Annotated in this window: 22 protein-coding genes; 11 read left to right on the top strand and 11 right to left on the bottom strand. The window is 68.0% G+C overall.

Annotated features, from left to right (window positions below):
* Positions 1–154: 154 nt before the first annotated feature.
* Complete coding sequence (locus ACVOK1_RS14200) at positions 155–364, bottom strand: cold-shock protein (RefSeq protein WP_004153307.1); 210 nt, start codon at positions 362–364, stop codon at positions 155–157.
* Between the two features lie 302 nt (positions 365–666).
* Between ACVOK1_RS14200 and ACVOK1_RS14205 the strand changes: the two genes are divergently transcribed.
* Positions 667–1,152 (top strand): YaiI/YqxD family protein, encoded by a 486-nt coding sequence (locus ACVOK1_RS14205; protein ID WP_481562439.1) that lies wholly within the window; start codon positions 667–669, stop codon positions 1,150–1,152.
* A gap of 17 nt (positions 1,153–1,169) precedes the next feature.
* Here the strand turns inward: ACVOK1_RS14205 and ACVOK1_RS14210 are convergent, their stop codons facing one another.
* Positions 1,170–2,048: a pseudouridine synthase gene (locus ACVOK1_RS14210; RefSeq protein ID WP_481562440.1), complete on the bottom strand. Its 879-nt coding sequence runs from the start codon at positions 2,046–2,048 to the stop codon at positions 1,170–1,172.
* A gap of 120 nt (positions 2,049–2,168) precedes the next feature.
* Between ACVOK1_RS14210 and ACVOK1_RS14215 the strand changes: the two genes are divergently transcribed.
* From ACVOK1_RS14215 to ACVOK1_RS14225, 3 genes are all read left to right on the top strand, one after another.
* Positions 2,169–2,717, top strand: coding sequence for a YaeQ family protein (locus ACVOK1_RS14215; RefSeq protein WP_481562441.1), 549 nt, complete (start codon positions 2,169–2,171; stop codon positions 2,715–2,717).
* The gene (locus ACVOK1_RS14220; protein WP_481562442.1) at positions 2,714–3,898 is read left to right on the top strand and encodes a BaiN/RdsA family NAD(P)/FAD-dependent oxidoreductase; all 1,185 of its coding nucleotides are present in this window, start codon (positions 2,714–2,716) and stop codon (positions 3,896–3,898) included. Before ACVOK1_RS14215 ends, ACVOK1_RS14220 begins: the two co-directional genes overlap by 4 nt.
* A gap of 91 nt (positions 3,899–3,989) precedes the next feature.
* Positions 3,990–6,059: an EAL domain-containing response regulator gene (locus ACVOK1_RS14225; RefSeq protein ID WP_481562443.1), complete on the top strand. Its 2,070-nt coding sequence runs from the start codon at positions 3,990–3,992 to the stop codon at positions 6,057–6,059.
* A gap of 126 nt (positions 6,060–6,185) precedes the next feature.
* On the opposite strand, the gene fabV is transcribed toward ACVOK1_RS14225, so the two are convergent.
* From fabV to queA, 6 genes are all read right to left on the bottom strand, one after another.
* A complete protein-coding gene (gene fabV / locus ACVOK1_RS14230; RefSeq protein WP_481562444.1) occupies positions 6,186–7,445 on the bottom strand; it encodes an enoyl-ACP reductase FabV in 1,260 nt (419 codons plus the stop codon).
* Between the two features lie 738 nt (positions 7,446–8,183).
* Entirely contained in the window at positions 8,184–9,164 is a 981-nt protein-coding gene (gene secF / locus ACVOK1_RS14235) for a protein translocase subunit SecF (protein WP_150454554.1), read from the bottom strand.
* A 15-nt stretch (positions 9,165–9,179) separates the two neighbouring features.
* Positions 9,180–11,036 carry a protein translocase subunit SecD gene (gene secD / locus ACVOK1_RS14240; RefSeq protein WP_481562445.1) on the bottom strand — a complete coding sequence of 619 codons (1,857 nt, stop codon included), beginning with the start codon at positions 11,034–11,036 and terminating at the stop codon, positions 9,180–9,182.
* Between the two features lie 61 nt (positions 11,037–11,097).
* Positions 11,098–11,442, bottom strand: coding sequence for a preprotein translocase subunit YajC (yajC, locus tag ACVOK1_RS14245; RefSeq protein ID WP_057498089.1), 345 nt, complete (start codon positions 11,440–11,442; stop codon positions 11,098–11,100).
* A gap of 136 nt (positions 11,443–11,578) precedes the next feature.
* On the bottom strand, positions 11,579–12,709 hold the full coding sequence (gene tgt / locus ACVOK1_RS14250; protein ID WP_079221572.1) for a tRNA guanosine(34) transglycosylase Tgt: 1,131 nt from the start codon (positions 12,707–12,709) through the stop codon (positions 11,579–11,581).
* A gap of 199 nt (positions 12,710–12,908) precedes the next feature.
* Positions 12,909–13,976, bottom strand: a complete 1,068-nt coding sequence (gene queA, locus ACVOK1_RS14255; protein WP_481562446.1) for a tRNA preQ1(34) S-adenosylmethionine ribosyltransferase-isomerase QueA — start codon at positions 13,974–13,976, stop codon at positions 12,909–12,911.
* Between the two features lie 210 nt (positions 13,977–14,186).
* Here queA and ACVOK1_RS14260 point away from each other — a divergent pair, with 210 nt between their 5' ends.
* Positions 14,187–15,683, top strand: a complete 1,497-nt coding sequence (locus ACVOK1_RS14260; protein ID WP_481562447.1) for an aminotransferase class III-fold pyridoxal phosphate-dependent enzyme — start codon at positions 14,187–14,189, stop codon at positions 15,681–15,683.
* A 102-nt stretch (positions 15,684–15,785) separates the two neighbouring features.
* Entirely contained in the window at positions 15,786–16,379 is a 594-nt protein-coding gene (locus ACVOK1_RS14265) for an LOG family protein (protein WP_481562448.1), read from the top strand.
* Between the two features lie 22 nt (positions 16,380–16,401).
* Here the strand turns inward: ACVOK1_RS14265 and ACVOK1_RS14270 are convergent, their stop codons facing one another.
* Complete coding sequence (locus ACVOK1_RS14270) at positions 16,402–19,206, bottom strand: EAL domain-containing protein (RefSeq protein ID WP_481562449.1); 2,805 nt, start codon at positions 19,204–19,206, stop codon at positions 16,402–16,404.
* Positions 19,207–19,469: 263 nt separating this feature from the next.
* Between ACVOK1_RS14270 and ACVOK1_RS14275 the strand changes: the two genes are divergently transcribed.
* From ACVOK1_RS14275 to ACVOK1_RS14295, 5 genes are all read left to right on the top strand, one after another.
* Entirely contained in the window at positions 19,470–20,024 is a 555-nt protein-coding gene (locus ACVOK1_RS14275) for an RNA polymerase sigma factor (RefSeq protein ID WP_275427005.1), read from the top strand.
* Positions 20,021–21,046 carry a hypothetical protein gene (locus ACVOK1_RS14280; RefSeq protein ID WP_481562450.1) on the top strand — a complete coding sequence of 342 codons (1,026 nt, stop codon included), beginning with the start codon at positions 20,021–20,023 and terminating at the stop codon, positions 21,044–21,046. The genes ACVOK1_RS14275 and ACVOK1_RS14280 overlap by 4 nt, the downstream gene beginning before the upstream one ends.
* 34 nt (positions 21,047–21,080) lie before the next feature.
* Positions 21,081–21,677, top strand: a complete 597-nt coding sequence (locus ACVOK1_RS14285) for an IMPACT family protein (protein WP_116865346.1) — start codon at positions 21,081–21,083, stop codon at positions 21,675–21,677.
* The gene (locus tag ACVOK1_RS14290; protein WP_481562451.1) at positions 21,670–23,442 is read left to right on the top strand and encodes an ABC transporter transmembrane domain-containing protein; all 1,773 of its coding nucleotides are present in this window, start codon (positions 21,670–21,672) and stop codon (positions 23,440–23,442) included. Before ACVOK1_RS14285 ends, ACVOK1_RS14290 begins: the two co-directional genes overlap by 8 nt.
* A gap of 71 nt (positions 23,443–23,513) precedes the next feature.
* The gene (locus tag ACVOK1_RS14295; RefSeq protein ID WP_481562452.1) at positions 23,514–23,708 is read left to right on the top strand and encodes a hypothetical protein; all 195 of its coding nucleotides are present in this window, start codon (positions 23,514–23,516) and stop codon (positions 23,706–23,708) included.
* A 194-nt stretch (positions 23,709–23,902) separates the two neighbouring features.
* Here ACVOK1_RS14295 and ACVOK1_RS14300 read toward each other — a convergent pair whose 3' ends face one another.
* Positions 23,903–25,033: a prephenate dehydrogenase gene (locus tag ACVOK1_RS14300; RefSeq protein WP_481562453.1), complete on the bottom strand. Its 1,131-nt coding sequence runs from the start codon at positions 25,031–25,033 to the stop codon at positions 23,903–23,905.
* Complete coding sequence (gene pdxY / locus ACVOK1_RS14305) at positions 25,030–25,938, bottom strand: pyridoxal kinase (protein WP_481562454.1); 909 nt, start codon at positions 25,936–25,938, stop codon at positions 25,030–25,032. The genes ACVOK1_RS14300 and pdxY overlap by 4 nt, the downstream gene beginning before the upstream one ends.
* Between the last annotated feature and the right edge of the window lie 442 nt (positions 25,939–26,380).

The raw sequence follows: 26,380 nt of genomic DNA on the forward strand, positions 1-26,380 counted from the left end.
GGGCCCGTCGCCCTCCCCCTCAGGCGCCCCCCCCCCCCCCGCCCCCCCCCCCCCCCCCCCCCCGCCCCCCCCCCCCCTACTCTACAGAAGGCATAAAAAAACGCCGGAAGCTTTCGCTTCCGGCGTTTCTGGCTACCAAACGGTAGCAGACGGATTAGACCGCCTGCACCTGGTCAGCCTGCATACCCTTCTGGCCCTGGACGGCGATGAAGGTAACCTTCTGGCCTTCCTGCAGGGTCTTGAAGCCGGTGCCCTGGATGGCACGGAAGTGCACGAACAGGTCCGGGCCGCTTTCCGGGGTGATGAAGCCGAAGCCCTTGGCGTCGTTGAACCACTTGACGGTGCCGGTCTGACGATCAGACATTTGACTAACTCCTGAAACACATGTTGAAAAAATCGCAGCCACCGGGAATCGGGGCCGAGACTGAGTTGCAGGCGTTGGTAAAGCGGATCGATGAGCGGATCGTGAGATCAACTGCACCAGGCCACGATTCACGGTGACCCTAGCAAACACAGTGGGTCGAACGATACGCGTGTTTTGGGGAAAAAGCGATAGCCCTGACATTCATTCGCATCGCCTGCCCCGCTAGGCGTGGCAAGGCTTGGCACCGGATCGAGGCTAAACCCGAGTCCCCATTCAGGATTTTCCTACCCTACACTGGGTAGATGACTGAAGCTGAAACCCTAGCTGAACAGGGCCGACCGAGGATCTGGGTCGATGCAGACGCCTGCCCCGGCGTCATTCGCGACATCCTTTTCCGCGCCGCCGAGCGGGTCGGCCTGGAGCTGACCATGGTCGCCAACCAGTGGATCCGCACCCCACCCTCGCGCTGGCTGCGCTCCATCCAGGTGCCGCAGGGCCTGGACGTGGCCGACAGCGCCATCGTCGAACGGGTGGCCGCCGGCGACCTGGTGGTCACCCAGGACATCCCGCTGGCCGCGCTGGTGCTGGAAAAGAAGGCCGTCGCCCTGAACCCGCGCGGGCAGCTGTACACCGCCAACAACATGGCCGAGCGGCTGTCGATGCGCAATTTCATGGAAGAACTGCGCGGCGCAGGCGTCCAGACCGGCGGCCCGCCGCCGTTGGGCCAGCGCGACCGCCAGCTGTTCGCCGCCGAGCTGGACCGCTGGCTGGCCCGTGTGAAGCCGTGAGGCTGCAACCGCGCTGATCAGCGCCTTTCCGGCAGCTGCAACGCGCGCTCGCTGCTGAACGCCCGCCGCTCCCCGCTCAGCGGATCCTGGAACGCCAGGGCCCGCGCCAGCAGCTGCAACGGCGGCGCCTGCAACGGATCGGCCGCCGGCCGCAGCTGCGGGTACAGGTCATCGCCAAGGATCGGCGCGCCCAAGGCCGCCATATGCACCCGCAGCTGGTGCTTGCGCCCGGTTTCCGGCTGCAGCCGGTACTGCCAGACCGCGCCGTCAGCCGCGATCACCTCAACAGTGGTGCGCGCGTTTACCTCGCCCGGCACTTCGGCCATGCGGAAGAACGGCTCGCCGGCCACGATCCGGCTCAGCCGCTGCAACGGAAACACCAGGCCCGGCAGCGCCGGCGCCCGCGCTTCGTAGGTCTTGTCGATGCGCCGCTCGCGGAACAGGCGCTGGTAGGCGTCGCGCGAATCCGGCTGCTGCGAGAACAGCACCAGCCCGGCGGTGAGCCGGTCCAGTCGGTGCAGCGGCACCAGGTCGGCATTGCCGGTCTGCGCCACCAGGCGCGCCAGCAGCGTCTCGCGCACGTAGCCGCCCGCCGGGGTCACCGGCAGGTAATGCGGTTTGTCGGCCACCAGCAGGTGCTCATCCTGGTAGAGGATGCGTTCGATGAACGGAATGGACGGTTCATCGCTGACCTCACGGAAATAGAGGATCTCCAGCCCGACCTGCCAGGGCTGGTCCGCCGCAAGCGCCCTGCCCTGCACGTCCTGCACGCGGCCGCGGGCGAAACGGTCCTGCCACTGCGCGCGGTCGATGCGCGGGAAACGCGCGCACAGCCCGTCGAGCAGGTTCGACCAGTCCCCTGGCGGCAGCTGCAGGCGGCTGGGCAGCGTCGTCATATGCGGTCCATCAGCGGTAAGACAGCAAGGGTGCCACCGTTGACGCCCGGCAGACACCCCGACCACGGACACCCTTCGGGCAAACCTCTATCATGGTCGTCTTTAGTGCACGGATTCCCCATGGCCCTCACCGCCACCATCCGCAAGGCCGAGCTGCAGATCAGCGACATGGATCGCGGCTACTACGCGACCCACAACCTGACTCTGGCCCAGCACCCGTCGGAAACCGACGAGCGCCTGATGGTGCGCCTGCTCGCCTTCGCCCTCAACGCCGACGATCGCCTGGAGTTCGGCCGCGGCCTGAGCACCGACGACGAGCCGGACCTGTGGAACCACGATTACACCGGCGACATCCTGCAGTGGATCGACCTCGGCCATCCCGATGAGTCGCGCATCCGCAAGGCCTGCAGCCGCAGCCGGCAGGTGCAGGTGGTGAACTACGGCGGCAATGCCTCCGAAATCTGGTGGAACAAGCAGGGCAAGGCCCTGGCCCGCTTCGACAACCTGTCGGTGGTCGACCTCGACGGCGCCTTCGTCGAACAGTGGGGCCAGCAGATCCAGCGCGCCATGCGGTTCAGCGTGCTGATCCAGGATGGCGAAGTGCAGATCATCAACGACCAGATGCAGCTCGACATCATTCCGAACTGGCGCAAGCGCGCCAAGGCATGAGCACGATCCGCTGCGACGTGCTGGTCATCGGCGCCGGCGCGGCTGGCCTGATGACCGCGATCACCGCCGGCCAGCGCGGCCGCCACGTGCAGGTGATCGACCATGCCAACAAGGTCGGCAAGAAGATCCTGATGTCCGGTGGTGGCCGCTGCAACTTCACCAACACCGGCACCACCCCGGCCAACTTCGTCTCCGCCAATCCGCATTTCTGCAAGTCGGCCTTGGCGCGCTATTCGCCGTGGCACTTCATCGAGATGGTGGACAAGCACGGCATCGCCCATCACGAAAAAGAGCTGGGGCAGCTGTTCTGCGATATCTCGTCCAAGCAGATCGTGAAGATGCTGGTGGACGAGTGCCAGGCGGCGGGCGTGCAGATCCGCACCAACTGCAGCGTGCAGCGCATCGAACACGGCAGCGATGGCTTCCGCGTGCACACCAGCCAGGGGCTGTTCCACTGCGCCTCGCTGGTGGTGGCCACCGGCGGGCTGTCCATCCCGAGCATGGGCGCCACCGGCTTTGGTTATGAGCTGGCCCGCCAGTTCGGCCACCAGGTGCTGCCCACCCGCGCCGGCCTGGTGCCGCTGACCCTCAGTGGCACCCACCAGGAGCGGCTGGCCGACCTCAGCGGCGTCGCCCTGCCGGTCGAGGCGCGCTGCAACGGCAAAAGCTTCCAGAATTTCATGCTGCTGACCCATCGCGGCGTCAGCGGGCCGGCCATCCTGCAGATCTCCTCGTTCTGGCAACCCGGCGATGCACTGGAGCTGGACCTGCTGCCGGGCCAGGACGCGACCGAGTGGCTGCGGCAGATGAAGCGCGACCGCCCAGCGGCCGAACTGCGCACGGTGCTGGCCGAGGTGCTGCCCAAGCGCTTGGCCCAGCGCCTGTGCGAACACTGGCTGCCGGACCGCCCGGTGCGGCAGCTGGACGAGCCGGTGCTGCGCCAGGCCGGGCAGCTGCTGGGCGCCTTCCCGCTGGTGGCCAGCGGCACCGAGGGCTACCGCACCGCCGAGGTCACCCTGGGCGGCGTGGATACCGCCGAGGTGTCGTCGGCCACGATGGAATCCAAGCGCGTGCCCGGCCTGCATTTCGTCGGCGAAGTGCTCGACGTGACCGGTTGGCTGGGCGGCTACAACTTCCAGTGGGCCTGGGCCAGCGGCCATGCCGCGGGCAGCGTGGTGTGAACCGCATCGCCGTTCCAACGCTGCAAGGGGCGCGCGCATGGACGGACTGGCGCGCATCGTGTATCTAGATTTGCAGATTGGGGAGCAGTGCATGCAGAACGCGAACGACATCACCATCCGGCTGCTGATCGTCGATGACAGCGGCGAGAACGCCGAAGCCATCGTCAGCACCCTGCGCAACAGCGGCATCGCCGTGCGCCCGTGGCGGCCGCAGGATGCGGCCGAGCTGTCGCAGGTGCTGGCCAGCCAGGCCATCGACCTGGTGCTGGCCTCGCCGTCGCAGGGCATCCCGCTGCCACTGGTGGCCCAGCACATCGCCGCCAGCGGCAAGGACATCCCGCTGGTCCTGCTGGCCGATCGCATCGACGAGGACCAACTGGTCCAGGCCAGCAGCAACGGTGTCCGTGCCCTCGCCCTGCGCCAGCGCAACGACCACCTGCTGGCGGTGGTGCGCGACCAGTGGGTCGACCTGCAGGCGCGCCGTGGCCTGCGCCGCATCGAGGCGCAGATGCGCGAGACCGAGCGCCGCTGCGATGCCCTGATCGCCTCTTCGCGCGACCCCATCGCCTACGTTCACGAGGGCATGCACATCCGTGCCAACGATGCCTATCTGGACATGTTCGGCTATGAGGACTTCGACGATATCGAAGGCATCTCGCTGCTGGACATGGTCGCCGCCCAGCACGTGGACAGCTTCAAGCAGCTGCTGAAGTCGCTCAGCCGTGGCGAGGCGCCGCCGCCGCAGTACCAGCTGGACGCGCGCCACCAGGATGGCAGCGCGTTCCCGGCCACCATGGAATTCACCGCCGCCACCTACGAAGGCGAATCCTGCCTGCAGGTGGTGTTCCGCCGCCGCCTGGAACTGGACACCGAACTGGCCCGCGAGGTCGAAGACCTGCGCCAGCGCGACCAGGTCACCGGCCTGCTCAACCGCCCCACCTTCATGCTGCAGGTGGAAGATGCGGTGGCCCAGGCCGGGCGCAGCGAGGGCCAGTTCGGCCTGCTGCTGGTCGAACCAGACCACTACGCGCGCCTGATCCCCGATATCGGGCTGGACTCGGCCGACGCCCTGATCGGCGCGATGGCCGCGCTGCTGGCTGAAGTGGTGGGCGAAGACGCGCAGATGGCACGCTTCGGCGAACACAGCTTCGCGGTGCTGCAGTCCGGCCCCTACGCACAGACGCTGGCCATGGCCGAGCGCATCCGCGAAGCCTTTGCCGCACACGTATTCACCATCGGCGCGCGATCGGCCACGGTCACCGTCAGCCTTGGCGGCGTGCAGGTGGGCGAGAAGATCGCCAGCATCGGCCAGGTGCTGGCGCGTGCCAGCGAATGTGCGCAGGCTGCTGCCGCCCTCGGCAATACCACGCGTATCTTCGACCCGGCCGCGGTCGACCGCATCGAGGAAGAGCGCGTGCAGCGCTGGGTCGCGCGTATCCGCGAGGCGCTGGCCGGCGACGGATTCCAGCTGCACTACCAGCCGGTGCTGAACCTGCAGGGCGAGCCGCTGGAACTGTACGAGGCCTACCTGCGGCTGGAGCACAACGGCGAGCTGCTCAGCCCGACCGCCTTCCTCGGCATCGCCGAGGAGCACGGCCTGCTGGGCGACATCAACCGCTGGGTCGTCTCGCAGGCGATCAGCGTGCTGGGCGCGCGTGCGCGCGTCGGCCATGACACCCAGATCCTGGTCAAGGTCACCCCTGAGTCGTTCGACGACCCGAAGATGATCGCCACGCTGCGCCAGCAGCTGCAGGCACAGGGCGTGCCGGGCGAGCGGCTGTGGCTGCATGCGCCGGAGGTGAAGGTGTTCACCCACCTGCGTGCCGCGCAGCAGTTCCTCGCCGACGTCGCCCCGCTGGGTTGCCGGATCGGCCTGGAGCAGTTTGGTTCGGGGCTGGATTCGTTCCAGCTGCTGGCCCACTTCGAGCCGCAGTTCCTCAAGCTGGATCGCGGCTTCACCAGTGACCTGGCGGCGACCCGCGAGAACATCGACCGCATCAGCCAGATCACCGCGCGTGCGCAGGAAGCCGGCATCCGCACCATTGCCGAGTTCGTCAGCGATGCCAACTCGATGACCCTGCTGTTCAGCGCGGGCGTCGACTACGTGCAGGGCGATTTCGTCGGCCCGGCACTGCCGTCGATGAACTTCGATTTCGGCTGAATCCGCTGATGCCGGCCAGCGACTGGCACTATCACCGACCGCGGAGGTAGCGCCGGGTCATACCCGGCGAGCGCAGCGGCATCCACGGCATCCGCCGGGCATGGCCCGGCGCTACCGCCTATCGCGTCAGGTCAGATCGACCAGGTTGGCGATCTTCACGTCCGGGTTGACGTCGGCTTCGTAATCGACGCCTTCCACGCCGAACCCGAACAGGCGCAGGAAATCGGCCTTGTAGCCGGCCAGGTCGCTGATCTCGTACAGGTTCTCGTTGGTCACCTGCGGCCACAGCTCCAGCACCTTGCCCTGCACTTCCGGGGCCATTTCCTTGTAGTCGGCGCGCAGGCGGCCTTCCTCGTCCACCAGGGCGACGGTACGGCCCTGGCCATCGACCAGGTCGTGGCGCAGGCGGTCGACGGCCACGCCGTCAGCCTTGCCGCCGTAGAGGATGTCGTACAGCACGTCGAGCTGCTCGATGCAGCCTTCGTGGGTGCCCTGCGCCTTCATCACCTTGAACAGCAGCGACAGGTACAGCGGCATGGTCGGGATGGCCGAGCTGGCCTGGGTGACCACCGCCTTCAGCACCGACACGCGGGCGTCGCCGCCGATCTTCGCCAGCGATGCGCGCAGGCCCAGCACCTTGTCGTCGAGGTCCTTCTTGGCTGCGCCGATCGAACCGTTCCAGTAGATCGCCTGGGTGATTTCTTCGCCCACGTAGGTGAAGGCGGTGGTGGTGCAGCCGTTGGCCAGCACGCCGGCCTCGGACAGCGCATCGATCCACATCTGCCAGTCTTCGCCGCCCATCACCGCGACGGTGCCGGCGATCTCCTCGGCCGTGGCCGGCTGCAGATGGGTCTCGGTCAGCACTTCCTTGTCGGTATCCAGGCCGCGCAGGACGATCGGCTCGCCGATCGGCTTCAGCGTCGAGCTGATGATCTCGCCGGTCTTCGGGTGCTTGCGGCGCGGCGCGGCCAGGCTGTAGACGACCTGGTCGACCTGGCCGAGGTCGGCCTTGATCATCTCGATGGTCTTGGCCTTCACTTCATCGGAGAAGGCATCGCCGTTGATGCTCCTGGCGTACAGGCCGGCTTCGTCGGCGTACTTGTGGAACGCGGCGGAGTTGTACCAGCCCGCGGTGCCCGGCTTGGTTTCGCTGCCCGGGCGCTCAAAGAAGATGCCCAGGGTCGCGGCGCCGCTGCCGAAGGCGGCAGTGATGCGCGCGGCCAGGCCGTAGCCGGTCGAGGCACCGATGACCAGCACGCGCTTGGGTCCGTTCTGGATCGGCGGGCGGGCGCGGATGTAGTCGATCTGCTGCTTGACCGCGGCCTCACAGCCGGTCGGGTGGGTGGTGACGCAGATGAAGCCGCGGACGCGCGGTTTGATGACCATGGATACCTCGGGTTGGCAGATGCGGCGCACGGGGCGCTCAGCAGGAATACGGGCGCGCGCAGGCGCGCGCGAACCGCAGGATCGTAGTGCGCGGGGGAAGATTGCACAACCGACGCTGGCGTAGGGTGGGGTTTTCTTTTTGCAGGGCTTGCAGCCCTGCACCTGCTTCAAGCGACAGCAACGTCAACTTCAGAAGCTGGCGTTCCGTGGGTTGGCGGGGTGGGTCCGGTTGAGGGGGACGCCGTGAACCCATCCATGGGGGCTTGGTCGCGCCATCCATGGCGCTCACACCCCCTCAACCGGACCCACCCCGCCTTCGACAGTTCTCCGCGATCTGTCAGAACGGCTTTCTGCTCTGGTGGGTGCCGACCGTTGGTCGGTACGGGGTCGGATATCGATATCCGACGGGAAAATCGTGTCGACCAAGATCGACACAGTAGAGCCACGCCATGCGTGGATGACTCATTCGATAGCTGACAGATGTGCCGACCAATGGTCGGCACCCACCACCAGCAGTTCCCAACAGCCGCGGGGAACCGGTCTGGGGCAAAGCCCCCTGAGTCAGGGGGCGGCCGCGAAGCGGCGGGGGTCTGGGAGCTGGTAAGTGGGGCCCACGGTTCGCACAGCGAAGCGTGGGAGCGACAGCGCGCATGCGATGACGCGTACCAGGGCTGCAAGCCCTGCCAACAAAAAACCCCGCTTGCGCGGGGTTCTCTGTGTGTTGCGTGCAGCGGGGGCTTACGGGCGACGGGCCAGGGCCTCGACGTCCTTCGCCTTCGGCAGCAGATCCTGCTTGGTCACGCGCAGCGCACCAATGGTCAGCATCGGCACCGCCACCAGGATCGAGGACAGCACCACGATCACCGCACCGATCATGTGCGTCTCGGCCAGGCCTTCCATCGAGCTGCCACCGTACAGGTACAGCGCCAGCGCCGACAGGAAGAACATCACCGCAGTGATCACCGTACGCGACAGCGTCTGGTTGATCGAACGGTTCAGCACCTCCATCGGCTCGGCGCGCAGGCTGCGGAAGTTCTCTCGCACGCGGTCGAACACCACGATGATGTCGTTGATCGCAAAGCCCATCACCGACAGCAGGCCGGCCAGCACGGTCAGGTCGAACTCACGGCCCAGCAGGGACACGTAAGCCACCGTCACGATCAGGTCGAACATCGCCACGATGCTGGCGGTGACCGCGAACTTCCATTCGAAGCGCACCGCGATGTAGATCAGGAAGCCGGCCAGCATGAAGATGGTGGCGTACAGACCATTCATCGCCAGGTCCTTGCCGATCTGCGGGCCAACGAACTCGTTGCGCAGCACGGTGGCCTGGTTGTCGGCGGTGGACAGCGCCTTGACCACCGCCGCAGCGGTGGCCTTGTCCTCGGCGGCGGCCGCACCGGTACCCGGGGCGTGCTCACCGTGCGGGGCCAGGCGGATCAGCAGGTCGGTGTTGCCACCGACGCTCTGCACCTGGGCGCCTTCAAAGCCATTGTCCTCGAGCTTGGTGCGGACCTGCTCGACGTCCACCGCGTGATCGAAGCGGGCTTCGATCAGGGTGCCGCCGGTGAAGTCCAGGGCGTAGTTGAAGCCCTTGAAGCCGATGATGCCGATCGATGCCAGGAACACGATGATCGTGACGACCATCGCGACATGGCGCCAGCGCATGAAGTCGATCTGGGTGTCGTTCGGGAGGATGTGCAGCGGAAAAATTTTCATGTGCGTGTCGTCCCGTCAGATGGCCACGTTCTGGAGCTTCTTGCGACGACCATAGATCAGCGTCGCCAGGGCGCGCGACACGGTGATCGCAGTGAACATCGAGGCGAAAATACCGATGATCATGGTCAGGGCGAAGCCCTTCAGCGGACCCGTGCCGAAGGCGAACAGGGCCACACCGACGATCAGGCCGGTCAGGTTGGCGTCGAGAATGGTGCCCGAAGCACGTTCGTAACCGGTCACGATCGCGGTCTTGCCCGGCACGCCGGCACGCAGCTCTTCACGGATACGCTCGTTGATCAGCACGTTGGCGTCCACCGACAGGCCGACCGACAACGCCAGGCCGGCGAAGCCAGGCAGGGTCATCGTCGCGCCGAACAGCGACATCACCGCCACCACGATCAGCAGGTTGAACAGCATCGCCAGCGAGGTGATCAGGCCGAACATGCGGTAGTAGATGGTGAAGAACACCAGGGTGAACAGGAACGCGTAGACCACCGCGGTGATACCGTTCTTGACGTTCTCCGCACCCAGGCTCGGGCCGACCACGCGCTCTTCGACGAAGTCCATCGGCGCGGCCAGCGAGCCGGACTTCAGCAGCTTGGCCAGGTCCTCGGCTTCCTTCTTCTGCAGACCGGTGGTCTGGAAGTTCTTGCCGAACACGCCGTTGATGTTGGCCACCGAGATCACTTCCTCGTTGACCTTGAAACCACGCACTTCCTGGCCGTCAACGACGGTCACGGTCGGCACGCGCTCGGTGTACACCACGGCCATCGGCTTGTTCACGTTGGCGCTGGTGAAGTCGAACATGCGCTGGCCGCCGACGTTGTTCAGCGTCACGCTGACCGCCGGGGCACCGCTGTTGGTGTCGGTCACCGCCTGTGCGCCGACCATCTGGTCGCCGGTGACGATCACGCGCTTGTTCAGCAGGATCGGGCCGCGGCCATCACGCTGCTGGTAGACCTTGGCTTCCGGCGGGATGCGACCGGAGGCGATCGCGTCCTGCGCATTGCCCTCGACCACCGCACGGTATTCCAGGGTGGCGGTGGCACCGATCATGCGCTTGGCTTCGGCGGTGTCCTGCACGCCCGGCAGCTGCACGACCACGCGGTCGGCACCCTGGCGCTGGATGATCGGCTCGGCCACGCCCAGCTGGTTCACGCGGTTGCGCAGGGTGTTGATGTTCTGCTCGATGGCGCCGTTGGCGATCTGCGAGATCTCGGTGTCCGGGATGGTCACCGTGATGCGGCTGCCACTGACGTCGTAACCCAGGGTCGGCTGCGACTTGACCAGCGCCGTGCGGGCATTTGCAGCGGCATCGTCACCGGCCGACGGGCTCAGGTTGGCCACGATGGTGTTGTCAGCGCGGCGTTCGACCGACTGGTACGGAATGCGCGCGTCACGCAGGGTGCTGCGCACGTCTTCGGTGTAGGCGTCCAGGCGCTTGTCCAGCGCGGCCTTCTGGTCGACCTGCAGCACGAAGTGCACGCCGCCCTGCAGGTCCAGGCCCAGCACCATCGGCTTGCCGCCCAGCTTGGCCAGCCAGTCCGGCACGGTCGAGGCCAGGTTCAGGGCCACCGTGTAGTTCTCGCCCACGGTGTCACGCAGCGCATCGCTGGCCGCGGACTGGGCCTTCAGGTCCGGCAGGCGGACGATCAGGCTTTCCCCTTCCTTCTCGGCGCCGATCGTGGTGACACCGGCCTTCTTCAGGTCGGCCAGCACGCGGTCGCGCAGCGCGTCGTCGACCGTGCCGCCACGGTTGGCGGTGATCTGGACGGCGGGGTCCTTCTGGTAGATGTTGGGCAGCGCGTACAGGGCACTGAGCGCCAGTACGATCAGGATGACGACGTACTTCCAGCGTGGAAATTCGAGCATTGCTTGGGTCCCGCGCGGCGCCATCCCCGGCGCCGCGGTTGTGCATCGGAAAGGGAGTGGCTTACTGGGCCGACTTCAGGGTACCGGCCGGCAGCACGTTGCCGACAGCGCCCTTCTGCACGCGGATGCGCACGTTGTCAGCCACTTCGATGGTGATGAAGTTGTCGCCGATGTCGGTGACCACGCCGGCGATGCCGCCGTTGGTCAGCACTTCGTCACCACGCTTGATCTTCTCCAGCATGGCCTTGTGCTCCTTCTGCCGCTTCATCTGCGGGCGGATCATCAGGAAGTACATGATGGCGATCAGGATGATCGGGAACAGCAGCGTGGTCAGGCCCATGCCCTGCGGTTGGCCGCCGGCGGCCTGGGCGTGGGCGGCGGGAATCAGGAAAGCAAGCAGGTTCATCGTTGGTCCTTTGGTTGGGCGGCGCTCAGGCCCGTCTGACGGGCGCAGGGTGTCGACCGCGGATCTGGGTCAGCCTTGAAGTATGCCACGGCCCCGGACGTTCGTCCTTGGGCCGTTCGGCAGGGGTGCGGCGGTGTTACAGGGGCGGCGCAACCGCCCCGCGTGCTGCGTAGAAGGACTCGCGGAAGGCCTGGAAGGTTCCCGCCTCGATGGCCGCGCGGATGTCGGCCATCAGTTTCTCGTAGTAGAACAGGTTGTGCAGGGTGCCCAGCATCGGCGCCAGCATCTCGTTGCAGCGGTCCAGGTGGCGCAGGTACGAGCGGGTGTAGCCGCCGCTGCAGGCCACGCAGCCACAGCCCGGCTCGATCGGGTCCATGTCGCGCGCATACTGCGAGTTGCGGATGCGTACGGTGCCGAACGAGGTGAAATAGTGGCCGTTGCGGGCATTGCGGGTCGGCATCACGCAATCGAACATGTCCACGCCACGGGCCACGCCCTCGACCAGGTCTTCCGGCCGGCCCACGCCCATCAGGTAGCGTGGGCGGTCGCCCGGCAGCTCCGGGTCCAGGTGGTCGAGCATGGCGTTGCGCTCGTGCTCCGGCTCGCCCACGGCCAGGCCGCCGATGGCATAACCGTCGAAGCCGATCGCCTGCAGGGCCTCGGCCGAGCGGCTGCGCAGGTCGGTATGCACGCCGCCCTGGACGATGCCGAACAACGCCGCGTCATTGCCCAGCTCGTCATGCGCGTTGCGGCTGCGCTGCGCCCAGCGCAGGCTCAGCTCCATCGAACGGCGGGCCACGTCCTCGGTGGCCGGGTACGGGGTGCACTCGTCGAAGATCATCACCACGTCCGAATCGAGCACCTTCTGGATCTTCATGCTCTCTTCCGGTCCCAGGAACACGCGGGCACCGTCGGTGGGCGAGGCGAAGGTCACGCCCTGCTCGGTGATCTTGCGGCGATGGGCCAGCGAGAACACCTGGAAGCCGCCGGAGTCGGTCAGGATCGGGCCATCCCACTGGCAGAAGCCATGCAGGCCGCCGTGGTCGGCGATGATGTCCAGGCCCGGCCGCAGGTACAGGTGGAAGGTGTTGCCGAGGATGATCTCGGCGCCCAGCGCACGCACCTGGTCCGGCAGGATGCCCTTGACCGAGCCATAGGTTCCCACCGGCATGAAAGCCGGCGTTTCCACCGTGCCACGCGGGAAGGTCAGGCGGCCACGGCGGGCACGGCCGTCGCGGGTCTGGAGCTGGAACTGCAATCGGGACATGGAGCGGTCGTTCAGGCAAATAGTCGCCTATTGTCTCCCAAAACCGCCTTCCCTGCTCCGGTAGCGCCGGGCCATGCCCGGCGGCGAGATCCGCCGGAGATGGCCGGGGGTACCGGATTCATCCACGCATGGCGTGGATCTATTGGACGGTAGTAGATCCACGCCATGCGTGGATGTCACTCCCGCCGGCAGGCAGAGGTCAGCCTGCCTGCGGGAACAGCAGCATCGCGTCGCCGTAGCTGAAGAAGCGGTAGCGCTGCTCGATCGCGTGCTGGTAGGCCTCGAACACGCGGTCCTTGCCGGCGAACGCGGAGATCATCATCAGCAGCGTGCTTTCCGGCAGGTGGAAGTTGGTCACCATCGCGTCGACGCTGCGGATGCGGTAGCCCGGGGTGATGAAGATCTGGGTCTCGCCGGCAAACGGCAGCAGCTCGCCATCGCGCATCGCGCTTTCCAGCGCGCGTACCACGGTGGTGCCCACGCCGATCACCCGGCCGCCCGCTTCACGGGTACGGCGCACCTGCTGGACCAGCTCGGCACCCACGTTCAGCCACTCGCGGTGCATCACGTGGTCCTTCAGGTCATCGGCGCGCACCGGCTGGAAGGTGCCCGCGCCGACATGCAGGGTGACGTGGCCGAACTCCACGCCCTTCGCCTTCAGCGCCGCCAGCAGCGGCTCGTCGAAATGCAGGCCGGCCGTCGGTGCGGCCACCGCGCCCACTTCACGGGCGAACACGGTCTGGTAGCGCTCGCGGTCGTCCAGGCCCGGCTCGCGCTGGATGTACGGCGGCAGCGGCAGGCGGCCGGCGTGCAGCAGCCACTGCTCCAGCGACTCGGGCACGTGGAACTGCAGCACGTAGAACTCGCCGTCGCGGCCCAGCACCTCGGCCTCGCCACCGGCATCCAGGGCGATGCGGCTGCCGGCCTTGGGCGACTTGCTGGCGCCGACCTGGGCACGGGCCTGCTGGGCGCCGAGCAGCCGCTCGATCAGGATCTCCACGCGGCCACCGCTGGCCTTCCGCCCGAACAGGCGCGCCGGGATCACCCGGGTGTCGTTGAACACCATCAGGTCGCCCGGCTGCAGCAGCGACGGCAGGTCGCGCACCTGCACATCGGCGAAGGCGGCCGGTGCCGGCGGTACCAGCATCAGACGGCTGGCCGAGCGTTCGGCCAGGGGCGCCTGGGCAATCAGTTCGGCCGGCAGGTCGTAGTGGAAATCGGACTTCTTCAAGGCAGTGATCGGCAACAGGTCGACAATGGCGCGCATTGTACGTCCAGCGCCTGCGAGCCGGCGTGCTTCGTGCCGAACGTCGGGCAATATGCTGCTATGCAGCAGGTTTCTGCGGGGTTATCGCGCAAAAAAACAAGTGCTAGCATCGGGAAGGAAGTCCGCAGCACGAGTCCGCACCAAGCGCGCGTGATGACGCGCGTTTTGCTTTTGAAGGCCCGTGCGACCCAACGTTTCAGGAGATCTGCAATGAGCTTCATCGAACGCCTCGCCCCCCTCCGCGCCCAGCCCGGCACCCGCCTCACGACCGGCCTGGACGACGCCACCCTGACCGCACTGTCCGCCCGCCACCCGCAGCTGGTTGCCGCCGTGGACGCCGCCGCCGCCGAGTTCGCGCGCCTGCAGCAGGAACTGGGGCCGCTGCTGGCGCAGGACGAGCAGGCGCAGATCGATGCGATGCAGGACGGCTTCGTCAATTTCTATGCCGATGACGCGGTGACCCCGTACGTGGCGCTGGCCGCACGCGGCCCGTGGGTGGTCACCCTGAAGGGCGCGGTGCTGTACGACGCGGGCGGCTACGGCATGCTCGGCTTCGGCCACACCCCTGATGCGGTGCTCGAAGCGATGTCCCGCCCGCAGGTGATGGCCAACATCATGACCCCGAGCCTGTCGCAGCAGCGCTTCATCACCGCCCTGCGCGCAGAGATCGGCCACCGTCGTGGCGGCTGCCCGTTCGCCCGCTTCATGTGCCTGAACTCCGGTTCGGAAGCGGTCGGCCTGGCCGCGCGCATCGCCGACGTCAACGCCAAGCTGCAGACCGACCCGGGCGCGCGCCATGCCGGTGCCGCCATCAAGCGCGTGGTCATCAAGGGCAGCTTCCACGGCCGCACCGATCGCCCGGCGCTGTATTCCGATTCCAGCCGCAAGAGCTACCAGCAGCACCTGGCCAGCTACCGTGGCGAGGACTCGGTGATCACCGTCGCGCCGTACGACGAGGCGGGCCTGCGCAAGGTGTTCGAGGATGCCGAGCGCAACCAGTGGTTCATCGAAGCGGTGTTCCTGGAGCCGGTGATGGGCGAAGGTGACCCGGGCCGCTCGGTGCCGCCGGCGTTCTATGCAGTTGCCCGCGAGCTGACCCGCGCCCATGGCAGCCTGCTGCTGCTCGATTCGATCCAGGCTGGCCTGCGTGCCCACGGCGTGCTGTCGGTGGTGGATTACCCGGGCTTCGAAGGCCTGGACCCGCCGGACATGGAAACCTATTCCAAGGCGCTCAACGCCGCACAGTACCCGCTGTCTGTACTGGCGGTGACCGAGCATGCCGCGCAGCTGTACCGCAAGGGCATCTACGGCAACACCATGACCAGCAACCCGCGTGCGCTGGACGTGGCCTGCGCCACCCTGGCCCAGCTGACCCCACAGGTGCGCGCCAACATCGCCGAACGCGGCGCCGAGGCCGTGCGCAAGCTGGAACAGCTGAAGAGCGAGCTGGGCGGGCTGATCACCAAGGTGCAGGGCACCGGCCTGCTGTTCTCCTGCGAGCTGGCCCCGCAGTTCAAGTGCTATGGCGCCGGTTCCACCGAGGAATGGCTGCGCCAGCACGGCATCAACGTGATCCACGGTGGCGAGAACTCGCTGCGCTTCACCCCGCACTTCGGCATGGACAGCGACGAGCTGGACCTGCTGGTGGGCCTGGTCGGTCGCGCCCTGCGTGAAGGCCCGCGCCGTGAGCAGGCCGCCGCCGCGTAACCCACGCCAACGCGTCATGATCGACCAACACCCCGCCCGCGACCGCTGACCCGGTTGCCGGCGGGGCGTTTTCGTTTCCGCACCAAGAGACAGGAATCCCCCATGAAGTCCCTCTGCGTCTACTGTGGCTCCAACGCTGGCAGCAAGCCGGTCTACACCGAACGCGCCATGGCGCTGGGCGACCGCATCGCCCGCGATGGCATGCGCCTGGTCTACGGCGGCGGCAACGTCGGCCTGATGGGCACCGTTGCCAATGCCGTGCTGGCCGCCGGTGGTGAAGTGACCGGCGTCATCCCGCGCCAGCTGGCCGACTGGGAAGTGGCCCACCGCGGCCTGACCGAACTGGAGATCGTCGGTTCGATGCATGAGCGCAAGTCGCGCATGTTCGATCTGTCCGACGGGTTCGTCGCCCTGCCCGGCGGCTTCGGCACCATGGAAGAGATCTTCGAGATGCTCACCTGGCGCCAGCTCGGCATCGGCAACAAGCCCTGCGCCTTCCTCGACGTGGACAGCTTCTACGCCCCGCTGATCGGCATGATCGACCGCATGGTGGAAGAGCGGTTCCTGCACCCGGAACAGCGCCAGGACCTGTGGTACGGCTCGGACATCGACGAGATGCTGGCCTGGATGCAGGCGTACGAGCCGGCCCAGGCCTCGAAGTGGATCGACGAGAAGCGCCGCGCCGCGCTGCGCTGAGTCGCCGGACCTGCGCGGTGGCTCAGGCCACCGCGCGCGTCCACGGTGCCGGCCGCCCCAGCAGGTAGCCCTGGCCGTAGTCGCAGCCCAGCTCGAACAGGCTCTGCTGCTGGGCTTCGGTCTCGATGCCCTCGCCGATGGTTTCGATGCCCAGCGTGCGCGCCAGCGACAACACGCCTTCCACCAGCGCGCGCGTGCTCTGCGCCTCCGGGCCATGCAGGCCGGCGATGAAGCTCTGGTCGATCTTCAGCGTGCTGATCGGGAACCGGTGCAGGTAGGACAGCGCCGAGAAGCCGGTGCCGAAATCATCCAACTGCACCTGGATGCCCCGCTCACGCAGCCCCTTGAGGATGCGCAGCGTGTGCGGGCCATCATCCAGCAGCGCCACTTCGGTGATTTCCAGGCGCAACCGCTGCGGGTCGGCATCGTTGGCTTCCAGCAGGCCGAACAGGCGCTTGCTGAAATCGGCCGAGCGGAAGTGCCGCGGTGACACGTTCACCGACACATAGCCACGCCCACCGTCGGCCAGGCCGGCGATGACCTGCTCGTAGATCAGCCAGTCGACCTGCTCGATCAGGCCGCTTTCCTCGCCCAGTTCCAGGAAGGCGCCGGGCAGCAGCAGGCCGCGGCGCTCGTGCTGCCAGCGCAGCAGCGCCTCGTGGCCGACCACCTCGCCATCGGACAGGCGCACGATCGGCTGGTAGAACGGCACGAAATCGCGGTTGTTGATCGCCCGCCGCAGGTCCGCTTCCAGGTCCAGGCTGCGCATCGCCTGCTCGCGCATGTCCTCGTCGAAGATCGCGCAGCGGTCATGGCCCTGGGCCTTGGCCCGGTACATCGCCGCGTCGGCGTCACGCAGCAGTTCTTCGCCGGTGCGGTAGTGCGGGTTCCACAGGGCGATGCCGAGGCTGCCCGAGGGGAACAGCTCGCGCCCGGCGATCCACATCGATTCCTGCAGGGCCAGCAGCAGGCGCTGGCCGAAGTCCAGGGCCTGGCCGAGGCCCTGCGGGCACTGCAGCAGCACCGCGAATTCATCACCGCCCAGGCGCGCGACCACGTCGCCGTCGCCTGCCATGGACACGATGCGCTTGGCCACTTCCACCAGCATGCGGTCGCCGGCGGCGTGGCCGATGCTGTCGTTGACCAGCTTGAAGCGGTCCAGGTCCAGGAACAGCATCGCGAACACCGGGCCACCTTCGCGGCGGGCCAGGGCCAGCGCGTCCTGCAGGCGGTCCAGCAGGTGCAGGCGGTTGGGCAGGCCGGTCAGCGCATCGTGCATGGCCTGGTGGGTCAGGCGCTGCTCGGCGCGCAGGCGCTCGGCAATCTGTCCCAGCAGCTTGTCATTCACTTCGCCCAGCTCGCGGGTGCGCTCTTCCACGCGCTTTTCCAGCTCGGCATGCGCAGAACGCAGCTGCTGCTGATCGCGCTGGCGGGCCAGGCCGGTGCCGATGTTCTGCGCCACGAAGGTCAGCAGGCGCTGGTCGTGCACGCTGAAGGCAATCTGGTCGGTGTAGCTCTGCACCACGATCGCGCCGACCACCTCGTCGTCGCGCAGCAGCGGTACGCCCAGCCAGCAGTGCGAGCGCGCACCGGATTCATGCACTTCACCGGTGGCCAGCAGCGCGTCGATCTGCGCCCGCGAGGCCAGCAGCGGGCGCCGGTGGCGCACCACGTATTCGGTCAGGCCGCGGCTGAACGCACGCGGCGCGCGCGAGCTGTTGTGCTCGTCCACCGAATAGACGAAATCCAGGCCGTCGCCGCGTGCGTTGACCAGGGCGATGTAGAAATTGCGCGCATCCAGCAACCGGCCCACCACCCCGTGCACCTGGCCGTAGAACTGGGCCAGGCTGTCGGCCGACATGGCCATTTCGGCGATGTTGTAGAGGGCGGTCTGCAGCTGTTCGCCACGGCGGCGCTCGGCCACTTCGTCCTGCAGGCTGCGGTTGGCGCGCTGCAGTTCCAGCGTGCGCCGTTCCACCTGCTGTTCCAGCCGCACCTGCGCCTGGCGCCGGTCCATCGCGGTCTGCACGTGCTGGGCAACGAAGCCCAGCAACGCGCGCTCCGCCTCGCCATACAGCGCGGCCTGTTCGTAACTCTGCACCACGATGGCGCCACAGACGCGGCCATCGCGCAGCATCGGCACGCCCAGCCAGTCCAGGCTTTCCGGGCCGCGCTCGGGATCGTGCTCTTCCTCGGCATCGGCCAGCAGTTCGCGCGACGGGCCACTGAGCGGCTTGCCATGGCGCAGCAGCGCCACGGTCAGGCTGCGCGGCATCTGCCCGGCGTCGTAGCTGATCGTGGGGTCGGCCACGAACTCATCCACCTGATCGGCGAAATACAGGAAGCGCATCTGGTCACGCACATCGTCGTACTCGACGATGTAGCAGTTCTCCGCGTACATCAGCGAACCCAGCACGCCGTGCACGTGGCGCAGCATCTCGCCCATCTCCAGATCGGCACCGGCCAGATCGGCGATCTGGAACAGCGCCTGCTGAAGGCGTTCAGCCTGTTCGAGTGCGCGGATCTGCCCCGCCTGGCGGCCGCGCTGCAGGGCCAGTTCCATCGCCTGCCGCGATACCCCCCACCAGGCCTCCGACGGCGACCCTCCGCGCACCCGAAGCGACAGCTGTGCGCCGTCGTGCTCCCAGGCAGCCTGCTCCCAAACAGTGTGCTCCCAGATCGTCTGGTCCCAGTCGAGCTCGGCTTCGCTGGCGCCCTGCGGCCAGCTGTCCTGGCCACCGCCCAGCTGCGGGTCGTTCCAGCCCACCCGCACGATCGCGGTGTCCGGCAGCAGCGCATGCAGCGCGCGCACCAGCGCCGTGCTCAAGACGGCCTCGTGAGGTGACAGCGATGACACACGGTCGGCTTGCGTGGACAAAATGACGTTCTCTTGGCGCCGCTACTGCGTCGCCTCCCCTGAGTGCGCGAGCATAACGCGGCACAGGGGGGGCAATGGAAGCCCGCAAACCCCGTTTCGTGCCCCCGGACGTTGTTCATGTGGACCCCCACCCACGAATTGCCGTGAACTGCGCCCTGCCCGCCCCCGCCACCGGCTATGCGCCACCGCCTGCAGGCCTTACCCTGTCTGCCGTGGAAGCGACCGCCCTGCCAACCGATGAAGCGCTGATGCTGGCCTGGGCGGGCGGCGACCTGCAGGCGTTCGAAAGCCTGTACGCGCGCCATCGCAAGCGCCTGTTCGGCTTCCTGCTGCGGCAACTGCGCGATACCGCGCTGGCCGAGGAGATCTTCCAGGACGTCTGGCAGCGGGTGATCAGCGCGCGCGCCGGTTGGCAGCCCGATGCCGCATTCAGCACGTGGCTGTTCCGCATCGCGCACAACCGCCTGAACGACCACTGGCGTGCTGCCCGCCACCGCCCTGCCGCGCCGGCCGATGCCGACCTGCGCCTGGCCGCGCTGGAAGACGGGCAGACCCCGGAAGCTGAACTGTCTGAATTCGAGCAGCGCCGGCGCATCCAGCTGGCGATGGACGACCTGCCGCCCGAGCAGCGCGAAGTGCTGCAGCTGCGGCTGGAACAGGAACTGAGCCTGGAGGAGATCGGCCAGATCACCGGCGTCGGCCGGGAAACGGTGAAATCGCGGCTGCGCTATGCGATGGACAAGCTGCGTGCGGGACTGAAGGCATGAACCGAGACGATCCCCTGTCGCCTGAAGAACGTGCGCTGGCCGGCCTGATCGGCCGCCGCCACGACCAGGCCCCGCCCGCTGCGCTGGACGCGGCGATCCTGGCGGCCGCGCGCGCGTCGGTGTCCACGCCTGCCGGGGACGCTGCTGCCGGGGACGCACCCGCAGCAGCCGACAGCGCTACGCCGTCGACCGCGCGCGCGCGCCGGCAACGGCCGCGCTGGCCAGCCGTGTTCGGCATCGCTGCCTCGATGGTGTTTGCGGTCGGCATCGCCTGGCAGATGCGGCCGGAGCAGCCGGTCGTGCCGGCACAGGAAGCACAGATCGTCGCTGCGCCCGTGGCCGACGAACCTGCAGCAGCCGATGCCCAGGCGCCGCAGGCCATGTCCGCTGCAGCCGAAATCGCGCCCCCACCGCCGCCTTCGCCGCTGCCCGCACCACAGGTGGCGCCTGCGGCACCGGCACCGGCACCGGCGCCGTCTGCCAAGGCTGTCATTGCACGTGCGCCCGAAGCGCAGGCAGCCCCGCCAGCGGCCGAACCCGCACCGCGCATGGCCGCACGCAGCCGGCCTGCCGAGCCCGCTGCCGAGGCCGTCTTCGCGCCGCCAGCGCCTCCTGCACCCGCTGCACCCGCCGCAGCGCCGCCAGCGTCGGTCGCGTACTCGGCTCCAGCCCCAGCTGCAATGGAAATGGACTCGGTCCAGGGCGCAGCTGCGGCCAGCGCCGACGCGGTGCGCAGCCAACGCCGTGCGGCACCGGCGGCATCCAAGGCCAACGCCACCGCACCGACCAGCGCACCGGGGGTGATGCTGCGCCGGTCCAGCGACGCCGCGCTCAGCGCCACGGCGGTGCACGCCGAAGTGGCCGCCGACGCCTCGCTGCCGCGGCGGCAGTGGCTGCAGAAAATCCGCGAGCGCCGCGACAACGGCCAGCGCGACCTGGCCCGTGCCAGCCTGGAGCGCTACCTGCAGCTGTATCCCGAAGCGCGCCTGCCCAAGGACCTGCGCCCGCTGCTGGACGACTGAGGCAGGCCCGCGCCGACCCCGTAGAATGGTGGGAATGCCCGATACCCTCGCCCAGCCCGTCAGCCATACGCTGGACATCAAGCACAGCCGCTTCACCGCCCACGCCGCACCCATCGACAGCGGCGCGGGTGCACTGGCGTTCCTGCAGCAGGTGGCCGTGGCCGATGCCACCCATAACTGCTGGGCCTACCGGCACGGCCAGGATTACCGTTCCAGCGATGATGGCGAGCCTGCAGGCACCGCCGGCCGGCCGATCCTGGCGGCCATCGATGGCCAGGGCTTCGACCGCGTCGTGGTGGTGGTGACCCGCTGGTATGGCGGCATCAAGCTGGGTGCAGGCGGCCTCGTGCGCGCCTACGGTGGCACCGCCGCCGAATGCCTGCGTACCGCGCCACGCCTGCCGCTGGTGGCAATGGCACGCCTGCAGCTGCTGGCCGGCTTCGAGGATCTGGGCACCCTGCACGCCGCCCTGCCCGCTTTTGCCGCCGAGAAGCGCGATGAACAGTTCGATGCCAACGGTGTGCGCCTGCGGGTGGAATTGCCCGCCGACCAGGTCGACGCATTGAAAATCCGCCTGCGCGACGCCACCCGTGACCGTATCCGCATAGAAGATGACGACCAGGATGACTGACAAGGACGAGACGTCCGCTTCAACCCCGCCGCTGCGCCGCCTGGGCAGCCTGCGTACGCTGTGGCCGTTCGTGGGCCGCCACAGCGGGTTGTTCACCGCCTGGCTGCTGGCCCTGGCGGTCTCCTCGGCGGCCACGCTGAGCCTGCCGCCGGCGGTCAAGCAGATGATCGACCACGGCTTCAGCAGCGGCGGCCAGATCAACCGCGCCTTCGCCCTGCTGATGCTGGTGGCGGTGGTGATGGCGCTGGGCACCGCCGCGCGCTTCTACTTCGTGTCGCTGCTGGGCGAGAAGGTCGTTGCCGACCTGCGCAGCCAGCTGTACGCCCACCTGATCCAGCTCGGCGCCGGCTTCCATGACCGCAGCCGCAGCGGCGAACTGGTTTCGCGCCTGACCGCCGATACCGAACTGCTGCGCAGCGTGGTCGGCTCGACCATGTCGGTGGCCCTGCGCAGCAGCGTGACCGTGGTCGGCAGCCTGGCCATGCTGTTCGTCACCAGCCCGCGGCTGGCGGCGTGGTCGCTGCTGGGCATCCCGCTGGCGGTGCTGCCGATCATCATCGGCGCGCGCAAGCTGCGCGTGGTCGCCCGCAACAGCCAGGACCGCATCGCCGATGCCAACAGCCTGGCCAGCGAGACCCTGGGCGCCGTGCGCACCGTGCAGGCGCATGCCCGCGAGCCTTACGAGCGCGGTCGCTTCGACCATGCGCTCGGCGATGCCATCACCGCCGCGCGCCGCCGCATCGGCGCGCAGTCGCTGGTCACCGCCAGCGCCATCCTGCTGGTGTTCGGCGCCATCGTCGGCGTGCTCTGGCTCGGCGCGCACGATGTCATCGATGGCCGCCTGAGTGCCGGCACCCTCGGCCAGTTCGTGTTGTACGCACTGATCGGCGGCGGCTCGGTGGGCGCGCTGGCCGAAGTCTGGAACGAACTGCAGCGCGCGGCCGGCGGCATGGGCCGCATCGGTGAGCTGCTGCAGGAAGACATCGAGATCCGTGCACCCGCGCAGCCGCATGCGCTGCCGCAGCCGCTGCAGGGGCAGATCCAGTTCGACGACGTGGTGTTCCACTACCCGCAGCGGCCGGACCAGCCGGCGCTGGACCACTTCAGCCTGAACGTGCGTCCCGGCGAGACCGTGGCCCTGGTCGGCCCGTCCGGCGCCGGCAAGAGCACGGTGCTGTCGCTGCTGCTGCGCTTCCATGATCCGGCCAGTGGCCGCATCTGCGTGGACGGCCACGACGTGCGCGAAGTCGATCCGGCCGACCTGCGTGCGCAGCTTGCGCTGGTGCCGCAGCAGCCGACCCTGTTCGCCACCAGTGCGCGCGACAACATCCGCTACGGCCGCCTGCAGGCCAGCGATGCCGAGGTCGAAGCCGCGGCGCGTGCGGCCGAAGCCGATGGTTTCCTGCGCGCCCTGCCGCAGGGCTACGACAGCGAGCTGGGCGAGCGCGGCGCGCGCCTCTCCGGCGGCCAGCAGCAGCGCGTGGCGATCGCCCGCGCCCTGCTGAAGGATTCACCCATCCTGCTGCTCGACGAGGCCACCAGCGCCCTGGATGCGCAGAGTGAGCACAGCGTGCAGCAGGCACTGGAACGGCTGATGGCCGGGCGCACCACCGTGGTGATCGCCCATCGCCTGGCGACCGTACTCAAGGCCGACCGCATCGTGGTGATGGACCAGGGCCGCATCGTCGCCGAAGGCACGCATGCGCAGCTGTTGGCTGAAGGTGGACTGTATGCGGAGCTGGCGCGACTGCAGTTCGTCGATTGATTGACGGCCGGCTAACACCGGCCGGCCCAAGCTGGCGTCGAAACCGAAGGATCCGCTGAAGGAGGTGCACGATGTCGTTCCGTCAGTTCCCTGCAGTCGACGCCAATGGCGAAAGCCACATCATCATCGAGTTCAAGCCCGATGCCAGCGGTAGCGGGCAGAGGGAGGAGACCAGCCCGCGGTATGAGCTGGATGACGGCCGCCACCTGGTGCGCAATGGCCGTGAGTTCACCACCAGTGGCGGCGAGCTGCGGTTGACGATCTGAGGTTCGCCGGGCATCGCCCGGCGCTACTGACCCGCTCTGGTAGCTGTCGACCTTGGTCGACACGCTCCGCCCGCCGGGTATGAAAATTTGCGTGGTCAATTTTTCACCAACCATCTTGACAGCCTTGCCTGCCAAGGGCTGCACGCGGTTATCCACACGTTTGCTCAGAAATCATCCACACCGCCTGTGGATGACTAGGCCTGCCCCAGCACCCGGCCGATGCCGCTGGCATCGACAGCCACCGCCGCGCGCGCGATGGCCAGCGGATCGCTGCCCGCCACGAAACCGATACGGAAATGCACCTCGCCGCCCGGCGTACGCGACGAGTGGATCGAGGCCAGGCTGATGCTGTGCTGCTCGAACACGTGCAGCAGCTCACGCAGTGAACCCGGCCGATCCTCCGGCAGGTGCACCGACAAGGCGTTGCGCTCGGTCAGGTCGGCCAGCAGGTAGCCCACGCGCTCGAAGGTGTAGTTGCCCGCGGCCAGCGCGGGCTCACCAAAGGCGTCGTGGTTGGCGGCCAGCAGCTGCTCGCGGAACCAGCCACGCGCCGCGTCGTCGCCCTGCTCGACCTGCGCCTGCAGTGCCTGCAGCTGGCCGACCAGCCGATCCAGCATCGGCGCCACGTAGGGGTTGCCGAACTGGATGTCTTCGTAGATCGCCGGGTTCAACGACAGGATGCGCGAGATGATCGCCGTATCCAGTTCAAACGAGGCCGAGCGGTACGGCATCATCGCGGCCAGGTCGCCCAGCTGCGGCTGGTATTCGCGCAGCACACCGGCCTGCGCCAGGTGGGTGGCATGCACCATGGCCTGCACCAGCGCCATCATCTGGTCGTGGTGCTGCGGCGTGGCGCGCACGCACTCGGCCTGCAGGGCCGCGCAGAGGCTGTCGACCCACGGCTGCCAGTGCTGCAGCCGCGCCTCGCAGACCACCATCACCCGGCCCTTCAAGGTCGGTGCCTTCGGCGGTGCGGTCATCGGGTGCAGGCCGACCACTTCGGCCTGCGAGGCCAGCATCGCCTGCACCGGCGCATCCTTCACCGAGGTGACGTCCAGCCACAGGCGGCCGTGTTCGCGGCCGGCCGACTGCTGCACATAGTCGGCGATCAACGCCGGCGTGTGCCGGATCGGTGCCGAAAACACCAGCACATCGGCCTGTGCCAGCAGCTGCTCGGGCGCATGCGAGGCCGGATCGGCCGGATCATGGCCGATCACCTGCAGCTGCATGTGCTGCTGGAAGAAGCGGGCCAGCCAGCGCCCGTAGGCGCCGGCACTGCCAACGATGCCGACCGTGCGCGGCGTGCGCGTCTGCAGTCCGCTCATGCCACGCGTTCGGCGTGGAAGCGGGTGGCCTCCGCCAGCGCGGCAGGCGCGGCAGCGACCACGTCGAACTCCTCGAAGCCGTTGGCCAGGGTGGCTTCCAGCGCGGCATGGGTACCGGCGATGGCGCGCGAAATGGCCTGCTGCATCGTCTCGCCGCGCAGCAGGAAGGACACCACCAGCGACATCAGCACATCACCGGTGCCGGCCACATCCACCGGCAGCAGCGGCGAGGTCCAGCGCCAGGTCTCCTCGCGCCCAACAGCCAGGGTCACCAGCTCGCCGGGCGTGCCGCCCACGCTGTGCGCGATCACCCACTGCGGTCCACGCGCCAGCAGCGCGCGCGCGGCGGCGATGGCATCGGCCTCGGCCAGGGCCGGCATGCCGGTCAGGCGGTTGAGTTCAAATGCGTTGGGCGTGACCAGCCAGGCGTGCGGCAGCAGGCGCTCGGCGAAGATCGTCTCCAGACCGGGTTCCACATAGGGGCCGGTGTGGGTGTCACCGATCACCGGGTCCAGGCAGTAGCGCAGCTGCGGACAGGCCGGCAGGATCTCGTCCAGCCAGTCGGCGAAGGCGGCACCGTTGGCGGCGCTGCCGAAGTAGCCGGAGACCAGCATCTTCGCCCGCTGCGGCAGGCCGCGTTCGCGGGTGCCGAGCAGCAGGTCGGCGAACCAGTCGGCGGGCAGCACGCGGCCGCGGGTGGTGTCGTAGAACGGCGCATTGCTGAGCAGGACGGTCGGGATTTCCGCCACGCGCACGCCGAGGGCGCGCATCGGCGGGACGGCGGCGCTGTTGCCGGCGTGGCCGTAGACGAGCTGCGACTGGACGGAGATGACGTCGATCGGCGAGGGCCCGTCGGGGCGCTGGCGACGGCCGTGGAGCAGGTGGTTGTCGAGGGATTCGCTCATGCCCGCATTCTACGCCCAAGGGGGTTTTCGGCAGGGCTTGCAGCCCTGCACCTGCTCAATGCAACGGCAACTGCAAAAGCCGGAGCGGCATTCCGTGGGATGGCGGGGCGGTGTAGGTGGTCAGGACACGCCGTAAACCCATCCATGGGGGCTCGTAGGCGCCATCCATGGCGCCTGCGGTCCTGCCCACCCACGCCGCCCCGCCTCTGACAGTTTCCCGCGGCTGTTGGCAAATGCAGCTGTTGGTGGGTGCCGACCGTTGGTCGGCACATCTGTCGGATATCGAATGAATTCATCCACGCATGGCGTGGCTCTACTGGCAACTGCGGCTGTTGGTAGGTGTCGACCGTTGGTCGACACGTCTGTCAGACATCGATATCCAACCCCGTGGCGCCCCCCCGGCGGGCCCCCCCCCCGCCCCCAGCGGCGCCGCCCCCTCGCC

It is taken from the genome of Stenotrophomonas sp. STEN087 (assembly GCF_056759115.1).